At 37.1% G+C, this 12,392-nt stretch carries 8 protein-coding genes; 2 read left to right on the forward strand and 6 right to left on the reverse strand.

What is annotated here, in order from left to right:
- The first annotated feature begins 2 nt into the window (after positions 1 to 2).
- Complete coding sequence (locus BLT30_RS16955; RefSeq protein ID WP_089874849.1) at positions 3 to 1,664, forward strand: serine hydrolase domain-containing protein; 1,662 nt, start codon at positions 3 to 5, stop codon at positions 1,662 to 1,664.
- 201 nt (positions 1,665 to 1,865) lie between these two features.
- Here the strand turns inward: BLT30_RS16955 and BLT30_RS16960 are convergent, their stop codons facing one another.
- From BLT30_RS16960 to BLT30_RS16985, 6 genes are all read right to left on the reverse strand, one after another.
- Positions 1,866 to 4,766, reverse strand: coding sequence for a reprolysin-like metallopeptidase (locus tag BLT30_RS16960; protein ID WP_245707204.1), 2,901 nt, complete (start codon positions 4,764 to 4,766; stop codon positions 1,866 to 1,868).
- A gap of 98 nt (positions 4,767 to 4,864) precedes the next feature.
- Positions 4,865 to 6,835, reverse strand: coding sequence for a T9SS type A sorting domain-containing protein (locus tag BLT30_RS16965; protein WP_089874851.1), 1,971 nt, complete (start codon positions 6,833 to 6,835; stop codon positions 4,865 to 4,867).
- A 110-nt stretch (positions 6,836 to 6,945) separates the two neighbouring features.
- Positions 6,946 to 8,376, reverse strand: coding sequence for a GEVED domain-containing protein (locus tag BLT30_RS16970; protein ID WP_139166702.1), 1,431 nt, complete (start codon positions 8,374 to 8,376; stop codon positions 6,946 to 6,948).
- Positions 8,377 to 8,533: 157 nt separating this feature from the next.
- Entirely contained in the window at positions 8,534 to 9,619 is a 1,086-nt protein-coding gene (locus BLT30_RS16975) for a tetratricopeptide repeat protein (RefSeq protein ID WP_089874857.1), read from the reverse strand.
- A 2-nt stretch (positions 9,620 to 9,621) separates the two neighbouring features.
- A complete protein-coding gene (locus BLT30_RS16980) occupies positions 9,622 to 11,103 on the reverse strand; it encodes a helix-turn-helix domain-containing protein (RefSeq protein WP_089874859.1) in 1,482 nt (493 codons plus the stop codon).
- 77 nt (positions 11,104 to 11,180) lie between these two features.
- Positions 11,181 to 11,528 (reverse strand): winged helix-turn-helix transcriptional regulator, encoded by a 348-nt coding sequence (locus BLT30_RS16985; protein WP_089874861.1) that lies wholly within the window; start codon positions 11,526 to 11,528, stop codon positions 11,181 to 11,183.
- 164 nt (positions 11,529 to 11,692) lie between these two features.
- On the opposite strand from BLT30_RS16985, the gene BLT30_RS16990 reads away from it, so the two are divergent.
- A complete protein-coding gene (locus tag BLT30_RS16990; protein ID WP_089874862.1) occupies positions 11,693 to 12,325 on the forward strand; it encodes an NAD(P)H-dependent oxidoreductase in 633 nt (210 codons plus the stop codon).
- Positions 12,326 to 12,392 lie beyond the last annotated feature (67 nt).

The following is a 12,392-nucleotide window of genomic DNA, read 5'->3' on the forward strand; positions in this document are numbered from 1 at the left end:
ATATGAAAACCAAATTTTTATTGGTGCTGATCTTATTGGCACAGACTTTTCACACCCAAGATTTAACAGGTTCCTGGCAAGGCGAAATCGACCTTGGAGCAATGAAACTCCCTCTGATTCTGAATATTAAAAAAGATGGGAACAAATACATTTCCACGGCTAAAAGCCCAAAACAAGGCGACAAAACCATTACCGTTGATAGAACCGAATTTGCAAATAACGAGCTGATATTCGAAATGAAGGATCTGGATGCGTCTTACAAAGGACAATTCAAGACCGACCATTTTGAGGGAACTTTTACGCAACGTTCCAGAGATTTCAATCTGGATCTTTCAAGGACCAATGAAAAAAATGTGGACAAAATCTCCAAAGAATCAAAAATCGAAGACCTTGGAAGCAGGGAGATCAACACCAAAAAGATTGATGATTTACTGAATTATATGACAGAGAATAAACAGTCTGTTGGAAGTATTTCCATTTTCCGAAACGGGAAAGAAGTTTACCAGAAAAACTTTGGTCAAGATCAATTGTCCAATGTAAAATGGGATTCCAATACACGTTATCAAGTTGGTTCTGTCAGCAAATTATTTACGGCTATTATGCTAATGCAACAGGTAGAAAAAGGAAAGCTGAACCTCAGTGATAAACTTTCCAAATATTTTCCAGATGCTCCAAATGCCTATAAAATCACAATTGAAACAATGTTAAATCACACCAGTGGATTGGGCGATTATGTTGGAGAACAATACCAGTGGTTGTTCAAAAAACCGGTTGGAGACAAAGTAATTCTTGATACGATCAAGGCACAAGGCGTGGAATCCCAGCCGGGAGAAAAAACGAGATATTCCAATTCCGGATACTATCTTTTGAGCAGGATTCTGGAGAAAATCACAAAAACACCTTACAACGTGCTTCTGAAAGAGAACATTACAAACAAAGCGAATTTGAAAAACACTTTTTCAGTTCTGGACAACCCTACCAATGTTTTCAGATCTTATAAAAATAAAGACGGAAAATGGTTAGAAATAGAGGATTTTGACTTTCACAATTGTATTGGTTTGGGTGATATCGTTTCCACTCCTAATGATTTGAATCTTTTCATTAATGCTTTATTCAATGGAAAGTTCGTGAAGAAAGAGACACTCGACAGGATGATGCCAACTTCTAAAAAGCCTTTAGATTTTGGATTAGGATTAATGGCTGTCCCGTTTTATACCAAAGTTTCTTTTGGACACGGTGGTGATACAGCCGGAAGTCATTCGATAACATCATATAATCCGAAAGATGATTATTCTGTTTCAATGATCATTAATGGAGAAGAATATCCTCATAATGCTTTAGGATTAGGAATCTTGAGTATAATTTATGATATGGATTATACCTATCCGAAATTCGGAGTTGATGCTACCAAATCTGTGGATACACCAGAAAAATTCCAGAAATATATTGGAGATTACACCTCTCCGGATATTCCTATGGATTTGAAAATCTTTTCACAAGACGGAAAACTGTTTGCGCAGGGAAAAGGTCAAACTTCTTTTGAACTGGAATATGTAGATAAAGATGAGTTCAAATTTGTACCTGCAAAGATCCAGATCAATTTTTTTCCAAATCAATTGCAGCTTTTGCAAAACGGAAAAACCTATAACTTTACCCGGAAATAAATTTCCAAAAGAGACCTGGCTATTAATGAATAAAAAGCTGCGCAGGAGTTGGGCAACTCTTGCTTAGGTTTCTGCCAACTCCAGCGCAGGTGTTGGTAAAAAGAAGCGCAGGTTTCCGTTAACAGTTAAATTCAAATAATAAAAGCGAGGCGTCTCTATAAGATCAGCCTCGCTTCGTAAAAACACAAATTAAATATTATACTATTTCTTGATCACTTTTGCTGTTTCTGTTTTGCCTTCCACAGAAGCTTTTACAAAATAAACCCCAGAAGATAATCTCGAAAGGTCAATAACATTGGAATTGCTGATCTCCTGCAACAATTGCCCGGCAGAATTATAAACAGAAATCTGTTGTACTTTTTTGTCAGAGGTCACCCGCAGGATATCAGTAACCGGATTTGGATAATATCTGAGAGAGCCACTGCTAATATCAGAAACTCCCAATTGTCCAATATTCAAAGTATAATCCTCTACCTGTCCATAATAAGAAGCTCCGCATGGCGTTGTATTGGGATTGGAAATAGCCCCATAAAGCCTTACCCTCATCTTTGTTCTTCCAGCTACAGCAGTCGCGGGAATTGTTACAACACCAGTCCAAGGAGATGTTTTATAACTGGTGGTTAAAACTTTTTCTCCAGCATCATCGAAATCGCCATCCTGATTGAGATCGATCCATACAATTACCTGATCAAAATCTGAAGAACCAGTCGTAGAAGATGCTGTGAAGTTGTAGATCCGCCCAGCCGTCACATTGCCGATAACATTAGAAAAGTCTTCGTAGCCTGCATTAGAAGCAGAATTATTATTGATATCTGCGAACGTTACATTGGCAATCTTTTCAGAACTCAAATATGTAGATTCCGCTGTACAATAGCTATGGGCACCAGTGAAGAATCTGAGACCAGCATAAGCCCCCGTTGTTCCACTGCAAATAGCCGCTACATCCACATCATATGATCTATTGATCTCTAATTGAGATAAATCGTAATGGTTGGTATTGATATTATTAATTACAGTCCAATTATTTTCTGAAGATCTTTTATATCTCAAAGTATAGCTGGCTCCTGCGACCAGGTCCCAATCTACAGTTGCTGTGGTCTGTGTGATGTCAGCAGCTAATAAATTAGTCGGTGCAGAACCGTCACATGCTCCAACACTTGACACAGCAATATTTCCTAAAGCATAGAAAACATTATCAACCGCAGAAACCCTCACAATGATCTGTGAATTCGAAGTAATTGCTGAAAAATCAAAAGATTCAGATCCGTCGTTAGGTGTCGAATTCGTTAAAACACTCCAAGTCAAACCCTGATCTACTGAATAATCGATTTTCACATTGGACACATTATAAGGTGCAATATGCGTATTCACAACATCCCAGGTAATTGGACTTGATACGTTATTGTAAACCTTTGATGCTGTCATTTTGAAAGGTCCGTCATTCCCCACTGTAATGGTTTGTGAACCAAATGCAGTTTGCTGTTGTGTCACGTCCGGATTGTTATCTCTAACCAAAACCCGGAAATTCATTGTTCTTGCCACATTGGAAACGGATTCCCAATCTGCTGCGTTAGATAAACTTCCGCCCATCACCGTACCTAGTTTCGGAAAATATCTGTAAGGTAAGCCAGAAGGAGGCAATGACCTGAATTTGGCACCATTAGTATTATTATCAGTAACTGATTTTACCGGAGCTGTCGCCAGATCATATTCTTCCCAACTGTAAGTCAATGGGTCATTTTCAGCATCAGAAGCATCCGCCTTCAGCACAAAAGCTGTACCCTTTGGAATGGTCTTATTTTGTAAAACTGCAACAACAGGAGGGCTATTATCAATCGTTTTGCTGTTTCCACAAGGCTGGGAATTGACATAATCCTGAACCTGTTCCACACTTCTTGTATGAAAATACGAATCAGAATAGTTTTGTACATTATCAAAAATCGAAATGCCTCCATATCCCATAATGGTTGAACCAGAACCAGGTTCCATATGAGCCGTTTGATTCGGCGCAGCCTGAATGTCAAAAGAATAAGTATGGTCCGCTCCAAACTGATGTCCCATCTCGTGGGCCACCAGATCGATATCGAAACGTTCGCCCTCCGGACCGCCTGTCTTTGGTGTACTGAAGGCTGCTCCTTTTGAATTAGCATCCAAATTGCCGGACGGATTTCTGCACACATTCCCGACATCTCCAGCATTTCCAGAACCTCCGGTTCTTCCAAACAAATGGCCGATGTCATAAGCATTATTCCCGATGACAGAAGTCAGGGTCTGCTGTAATTCCAGATTCCAAGTACCACCAATTCCTACGTTGGCATTGGAGTAAGGATCGGTTGACGGATTGGTGTAAATCAACTGAGGAAAATCCTGCACATCCAGATGGATTGCAAAATCCTTTTCAAAAACACCATTTACCCTTGTTACCGTAGCATTGATCGCAGCAAAAGCTTGTGGAATGCCACCGAAATATTGTGTGTATTCTCCAATTACAGAGATTGCTAACCTATAAGTTCTGTATTTTTTATCGCTTGTTTTACTAAAATCTGTTACTGAATTCGAAAAATCTGCACCTTTTGCCAATTGGTCAATTTGGTGTTTACTGATCGGGGATTCATTGGTTGTGCAGGAAAATGCAGATTCTCCTTTTTGCTTTTCAGTTTTTGGAAAAACACCATAAACAGTTTTCTCTTTGTCCAATGGTTCAATAAATTCATATTGTCCATCTTTGAACATCATCGATTGTAAATCGTATGGAGACACACTGAATCTTACCCAAACCGTAGGCTCACCCACCTTAGTCCCGACATAAGAACCTAGTTGATAACGATCTGCCAAAGATTTCTCGACAACCGGCAAGCTATAAACCTCAAACCGTTCGGTCTTACCGTCTAAAGTTGGCAGATCAATGAAGGTTGGTTTATTATTTCTTCCCATCGCTTGTGCATTTGACAACTGATCTCTTATCAAATCAAGATCGAGAGAATAGAATTTCTTGGACTTTGTTTCTTTTAAATCCGTTCCTTTCAATGTAGTAGGACTCCATTGAGCTGAAGCTAGAGCAATTCCGCCACAAAGAGAAAGAACAGCAAAAATTTTCTTCATAATATGATTGTTACAATTACCCAGATCATCAATGTTAAAAAACGAGACCTTTCCGATAAGATCAGTCTCGTTCAAATTAATAATTATGATGAATAGATTTACTTTTTGATTATTTTCGTCATTTCTGTTTTGCCTTCTAAAATTGTTTTCACAAAGTAAACTCCTGAAGATAACTTGGTAAGATCGATGACATTAGAATTGCTGACTTCCTGGATCAATTGTCCGCCAACATCATAAACCGAAATGTGATCAACTTTTTTGTCTGATGAAACTGTCAACACATCATTCACAGGATTTGGATAAACCTGAATTTTCGTTTTTCCTGCAACATCCCCAACTGCCATTGTGGCAATGGTAAATTCGTCTGCCCCAATATCCGGCGTGGAAGCACTTCTCGCTTCTCCATCAAAATCCGCAGTAACATCTGCAATAGCAACACCCTTGTTATCAATAGCAGAATTTTCAGAATCCAGAACAAGATGGAGATTGATGGCAGAAACAAATTTTGGAAGAGCTTTTAAGGAATTGTTATTACCTCCAAGAATACTTTTCAATCCTGCAATATCAGTAAATGCAGGTGGACCTCCTGGGGTTTGTCCCAAATTCGGACCTGTACTATAATAGATATTATTATCAATATTAGAATATGTCGCCGCTACCGGTGGAACCGAAATAGAATATGCCGGAATGCTAGTATCTGCTAAATTGACAACAAAAATATTGTTTCTAAGGTCTATTGCACCCGCTGTAGAAACAGTAGAACTAAATGCTATAGGCATACCTTTGTTGGTTCCATCGTTCTGGGTTTCTGTCAGATAAACCGAATTGTTATAGACTTTATAACCTGTTCCCGCATTGATCAAAATTCCTCCAGTGTAAGTAGCACCTGAGGTATTTGCTGCAAAGCTGGATATTTTTGAAATGAAGTTGTTGCTTACCAATGTATTAGATGCAGTTCCCGCACTCAATATGATAGCTTCAGCTCCGTAACCTACAGTAGTTGCAGTTCTCAGACCGACCAGATTATTGATATCATTCTGGCTGATTACAGTTCCTACAGTTGACCCGCCTAAACTAATTCCTGTAACAGAGCTATTGAATCCATTGCTAGAAAAGTTAGAAATTTTGTTTCCAATAATCTTATTTGCTGTAGGCGCACCACCTGCTCCTGCATTGTTGAAAATTTGAATCCCTGTTACACTACCTCCACCTGCATTATTCACACTGATATTCTCGATAATGTTATTGGAAACAGTGGTATTCATAGTTGAAACGGCAAGCCAAATCCCTCTTTTTACATCATTAGAAGTATTTTCAAAGTTCCCGATTTTGTTCTCCGAAACTATCACACCGTCTGTCCCTCCAAGATAGATTCCCATAAATCTGTTAGAATTTTCCCCGCTTGTAGAAAGGTCATTTTTAGTAATCACTGAACCAGAACCGTTTCCGACCGCAGACACAGCAATCATATAGATTCCTTGATAGGATTTTTGTATGGAGTTATTTTCCAGTCGGATGTTATTAAAATATCCTGCAGTTTGCGCTCCAGCCGTGTTACTTACGATGATACCGCTTCCCGAAGTTTTCACACCATTGATAAGGGTCGTATTCTTCACTGTAACATTCGTCAGTGGATTGGCACTATCAGAAGAACCCATCGCAACAACCAATGCTCCAGTCGCAAAGCCATTGATAATACTTAGATTTCTGGAATCGGAGCCATTATTACTTCCGTCTATTGTAACGTTGCTTCCCAAGATCCTCAAAACAGGGCCTGCGGTAGCAGCATTGGTAATAGTTGCATCAACACCCGTTGCTGGTTTCAAAGTTACCGAAGTAAAGTTGGATGTTCCTGTGCTACGATTCAAAACAGCAGTTGCTGTTTCCGAAGTGTTAGCAGTTATGGTAAGATTGATTGCACCTTGGTGAGTTCCCGCATTGATGGCATCGAAAGCGTCTTTAACTGTTGCATAAGTCGCCGCTCCTGTTCCTGAGGTTGCAGTTACATCTACTTGTGCGAAAGCTGCAATTCCTACAAGGCTTGATAAAAAAAATAAAGTTTTTTTCATATAAATTATTTGAGAATAGGTTCAATTTTGGCAAAAAGAATCTCGGCTATCCATAAAAGATAGTTTTACAATAGCCGAAAAGATTCTTAGATTATTTGAAAGAAATTTGATTATTTCTTGATGACTTTAGAAGTTTCTGTTTTGCCTTCCACATCAGTTTTCACAACATACACGCCTGCAGAAAGTTTGCTCATATCAATTGTATTGGTATTCTGAACTGTTTTTATTAATTGACCAGCTGTATTGTAAACAGAAACCGAGTTTACTTTTTTGCTTGAGGAAACTGTTAAAACATCTTTCACAGGGTTTGGATAGAACTGAACTTTGTTTAAAGAAGTTTCGCTCGTTGCCAATGCCTCTTTTACATTCAAAGTATAATCTTCAATTTGTCCGTAATTATAATTTCCGCAAGCACCGGTAGGCCAGAACATTGCAAACGTGGAAGGTGAATTAACTTTTAGAAGTCTCATTCTCGTATTCCCCACCATTGCATTATCAGGAACTTTGATATCCAATTCTGCAACTTGAGTATCCATTCCTGTACTTCCTTTTACAAAACCAATTCTGTAGATCTCGTTCTCATTATCGAGTGTTCCGTTTTGATTCCAGTCGATAAAAGCTGTGAAAGTACTTACCTTCCAAGATCCGGCTGTATTACCTTTAACTGTGATCTTATACTCTTTGCCTCTTTCAAGATTTCCAACTTTGGAAAGAAAATTCTCGTAAGAACTACTGGCATTAGGATCAGTAGCATTAGATATATCTGCAAAAGTCACAGAAGTAATAGGCTCAGAAATAGTTGCAGTAACGTCACAATAAGACGAGGTACTCGGATTGTTTGGCAATACCCTTATTTTGGTGCTTCCTTTAAGACCTTCACCAGACCAGTCATTATAGCTCAAGCTCCAGTTACCTTCTACCGGCTGAAGAGGAACCATTCCCGCCGGTGCGAAAAGTCTTGAATCTGAATTGAAATCTACATCCAACTCGCCATTTTCATCGGCATACATTTCTTCATCCTTATTAAGTTCCCATCCATTCGCAGCAGGATCAGCAACATTTATTTTAACTTGCCCGTATGGGACCAGATTCTTCACCTTAACTGTAGAGCCAGATACAAAATCGGACATTTTAAACTCTACAGGGGCGGCAGTTCCGGTAATAACATTTTTAGGATCTTTTATAACTGTATAATTTCCTGAAGCTGTTTTACCAGAAGCATCTGCCACATTAAGTGTATAGTAACCCAGAGGAGATGTATTCGTCCAGCCATTGAACTGAAAAGTAACATTTCCGCTAGCATCTGTGCTAGAAGACAATGACCTCAAACCACCTTGCGGATCTACGGAGGTAAACTTAATTGCAGAATTGGCAGCAAAACCGCTACCTGTAACCTGGATGCCATAGGCCCAATACCAATATTCTAAAATACTGTTTTCAGGAGCAGGATTACCAGGTACGGTTGTATCGATAGAGATGCTCTGTGCGGACATCATTCCTGATAAAAGCAAAGAAGCAAAAAAAGCGTTTTTCAATTTCATATCATTCAATTTTAAATTATGGATCAAATGTAGTTACGAAATTGATGAAAAGAAAATTTTTGCTGTTTAGAATCAAAGAATTTACAAGAATCAGAACAGCTTTTAAAAGCATTAAACACCTGAAAAACAAATAATTATAGCAAACTCACAAAGAATTCTAGGCTTTTACCGATTTCAGTTGGTTTATTCTTTTCTTGATGTAAAATAAACTTCCGAATGTGAATAAAAATATTAATATCACAAAAAAATAAAACAATCTCTGATTATTTTTCAATTCTAAATTTTGTAACTCAACGTTTTTATCAAGCAAATCAGAGAAAGATTTTTTCTCTATTTCTTCATTCTTTAAAAGATTTTTTTCCAGTTTTTGGTTATAAAAGAAATACCGTTCTTCATTATTTTGAACAAGATAATTTTGACTGAGTGCATCATAGATTTCCGTCAACATTTCAATATTTTGTGATTTCCCAATCTGTTTTTCAGTCTCCAAAAGTATATGATTGGCTTTGATGAAATCCTTTTGACCTTCCAGAGATGCCGCTAAACCAATTCTTGCATAGGAATAGACTTCCGCAATTTTGTTTCTTTCCGATTCCCTGATGACGTCAGAAAAAACTATTTCCGCTTCTTTCGATTTTCCGATTTCGATCAAACAATAACCTTTTTGCATTTTGGTAATATTGATATTCAGAAGGCTGCTTTTATCTTTACTTTTATTATATTGATTAATGGCTTTATCAAAATATCTGATGGCGAACTCCGGGTCCAGATTATCCTTGTAAATCAGCGCTTTGACAAAATAAATATTGGCAGTCACCTGTTGCAGAGAATTATCGTTCAAATAATCAATAAGCGTTTCTGCCCTATTGAGATAATTAATTGCTTTTTTATTGAGTTTCAGAATGTAATACTGATTTCCGATAAAACCCAAAGAATTGATCATCATCAAAGAATCCTTGGATTTTTCAGAATTATTAAGCGCAGCCAAACCTAGTCGCAAGGCGTCTGAAGAAAGGTGTTTTACAGAATAAGCGCTTCCTTTGGCCAGAAGAAATTTACTTTTTAATCTGTCATCATCTAATTTCGGCTCCAACTTTTTCAACGTGATCAGTGCAGAATCAGGGTTTGCAAAAGCCATTCTGTCTGCAGCCGTGATTTCCTGTTCAAGCTGAACGCGACTTTCGGATTGTCCAAAAACAACAGTAGAAATTATCCAAAATAAAATAAATAATAACTTTTTCACCACTATTTATTTTTTAATTGTTCGATAAATTGAGACGGACTCGTTCCTGTCACATTCTTAAAAATCGTGGTAAATGTAGTTCTGGAAGCAAAACCAGCTTCTTCTGCCAAGTAACTCGTTTTATATTGCAAATACTCCGGATTATTTTCCAATTTCCCAACTATGTATTTAACCCTTAATTCATTAAGATAATTATTGAAGTTCTTTTCTTTATGTTTATTGATGATCTCTGACAGATATTTTGAGTTCGTGTCCAGTCTTTTCGCCAACACGGCCAAAGACAAATGCGGATTGGTAACTTCTTGTGATTTTTCAAAAATTTCTAATTTGGAAAGAATGAGATTCTCCGTCTTTTCCGGAATCACAAACACATTACTTGCCTGAAAATCTTTCAGTTGATCGCTCAGCTTTTGCTCATATTCATCAGAAATAATCCTCTTTTCGATTTCAGAATTGACTATTTTAATTCTGTTTTTCAGGATTAAAAAGTAGATCAGATAACCAATAACCGATAAAAATGCAATGACAATTAGTACCAACAGGATTTTGTTTTGAAGATCTTTTGCCAAGTTACTGGCTTGTTTTTCTTTTTGGTCGATGAGATTGATGACATTCACACGCGCATTCTGCAAATCAGAAATTGAAAGTTTTAAAAGTTTGATATATTCTTTTCTGACACGGAAACAGTCTTCAGAATTACTGCCATTACAAACTTTTTGAGACCAATTTTTGTATAGATCTTTGTAAAAAACATCACCGTATTGAGGGTTTTGTTTTTTAAGCAAAATCAAATCTGATTCTCGAAAATCATTATTCTTGATTTTTGATTTGAGAAAATTGATGTTGGATAAAAATTTGAAATATGGATTGTCTTTAAGATTAATAGCAAATGGTCTATTTTCTATCTCAGATTGAATCAATTGAAACTGAATTCCGAAATTCGGATACAATTCCGATTGCAGATTTATATTTTTCTGAATTAATGACAGAGCATCTTTATAATTTTTCTCTGAATATAATTTTTGAATTTCAAGTTCAGTTTTCCATATGACAACCGTATTTCTCTCTTCACCTTCCAAAGATTCCGAGGCTTTTTCCAACTCCGAAATAGAATGAGAAACTGCATTTTGAAAACCTGTTTTAACGTAAATTTCCCCCAGCAGAAAATCATTTTTCGCTTTCAGAAAACCGTTGGAAACATTGGAAGAAAGTCTGTCTGCAGAAATTAATTTGACAACAGCGTCACTGTATCTTTCGAGATTGATGTAGATTTCTACCTGCAAAAGATATGCATTATAAACATCATCCACAGTTCCAAAACTCTGATTAGAAACAATATACTGGGCCGTTTTCAGTGCTTTTTCTGGGTCAGAATACATCAATGCCTCGATGTCCTTTGTCAGATTTTGCGCATCCGTAATTTGGGCATTAGCTTTTGTTGCTAACACAAAAAACAGAATGATGGAAAAGAATCTTATCAGCATAATTTGACAATCCTAAGACAAAACAATAAAGATAAAAAATTCTAAGTTCAATTCAATTTAAAAAAAATCAAAATCCATCAATATTCCAAAACTTTTCCGGTAATCTGTTTGCGATGCCGGATTCCCCATTCCGCAAGATGTTCGATGATCTTTTTCAGCGTCCATCCGTACTCTGTCAATTCATATTCTACACTTATCGGCTGTGTGCTGAGAACGGTCCTTTTCACCAATTGATTGATTTCTAAATCTTTCAATTCACTGCTCAGCATTTTTGCGGAAACACCTTCAATTTCTTTCTGTAAATCTGAGAAACGCATCTTATCATAACATAAAGCTGCGATAATGGCAATTTTCCATCTCCCTTTTAAGACATCCATTGTATCCTGAACTGCAGCAAGATTAGATTTTGGGCATTTTATTTTCATATGAGCTTTTATTTTTATAAATATTAAATTTTCATTAATTCAAATCCACAAAGAATTGATTTTCAAATAAGTTACTTTTTAGTAATAATAACTTTTCGTAACCTAATTACAAAAATAAACTTTTCTTATTTACCTTTGCATCTTCAAATTAAAAATTATAAAAAATGAGTTTATTAGAAGACTTAAACTGGCGTTACGCAACTAAAAAAATGAACGGTGAAATCGTTTCTCAAGATAAAGTGGATTACATTTTAGAAGCGGCGAGACTGGCGCCCTCTTCCTCAGGTTTACAGCCTTACAGAATATTTGTCATCACAAATAAAGAATTATTAGAAAAAATTAAACCGATTGCTTTCGACCAGGCTCAGATCACAGATGGTTCGCACCTTTTGGTTTGGGCAGCTTGGGATGGTTATTCTCACAACAGCATTTCTGAAGTCTTCGAAAAAACGACTGCTGAAAGAGGAATACCAAAAGAAGCGATGGATGATTACAAAGCAAGACTTTGGGGAATGTACGAACCTCTTGGAGGCGAATGGCACGCAACACACGCAGCAAAACAGGCTTATATTTCTTTCGGATTGGCAATCGCTGCAGCTGCTGAACAAAAAGTGGATGCAACTCCGATGGAAGGCTTCAACAACCAAGCTTTAGATGAGCTTTTAGGATTTGCCGAAAAAGGATTGAAAAGTGTTGTAATTCTACCTTTAGGTTACAGAGACACTAGCGGAGACTGGTTGGTAAATCTGAAAAAATACAGAACTCCAAAAGAGGAATTCATCACAGAGATCAAATAAATTAAAAAGCGTCCTGAAAATATCAGGACGCTTTTTTGTCTATTATCTTTTATCTTAATGTCTATTA

This window comes from Epilithonimonas hungarica, from assembly GCF_900102265.1.
In the GTDB taxonomy this organism is placed as follows: Bacteria; Bacteroidota; Bacteroidia; order Flavobacteriales; family Weeksellaceae; genus Epilithonimonas; species Epilithonimonas hungarica.

Coding starts and splice junctions, on each gene's coding strand:
- BLT30_RS16985 (WP_089874861.1), bottom strand. CDS start 11,528: ATGAAAATAAAATGCCCAAAATCTAATCTTGCTGCAGTTCAGGATACA.
- BLT30_RS16960 (WP_245707204.1), bottom strand. CDS start 4,766: ATGAAGAAAATTTTTGCTGTTCTTTCTCTTTGTGGCGGAATTGCTCTA.
- BLT30_RS16980 (WP_089874859.1), bottom strand. CDS start 11,103: ATGCTGATAAGATTCTTTTCCATCATTCTGTTTTTTGTGTTAGCAACA.
- BLT30_RS16965 (WP_089874851.1), bottom strand. CDS start 6,835: ATGAAAAAAACTTTATTTTTTTTATCAAGCCTTGTAGGAATTGCAGCT.
- BLT30_RS16990 (WP_089874862.1), top strand. CDS start 11,693: ATGAGTTTATTAGAAGACTTAAACTGGCGTTACGCAACTAAAAAAATG.
- BLT30_RS16970 (WP_139166702.1), bottom strand. CDS start 8,376: ATGAAATTGAAAAACGCTTTTTTTGCTTCTTTGCTTTTATCAGGAATG.
- BLT30_RS16955 (WP_089874849.1), top strand. CDS start 3: ATGAAAACCAAATTTTTATTGGTGCTGATCTTATTGGCACAGACTTTT.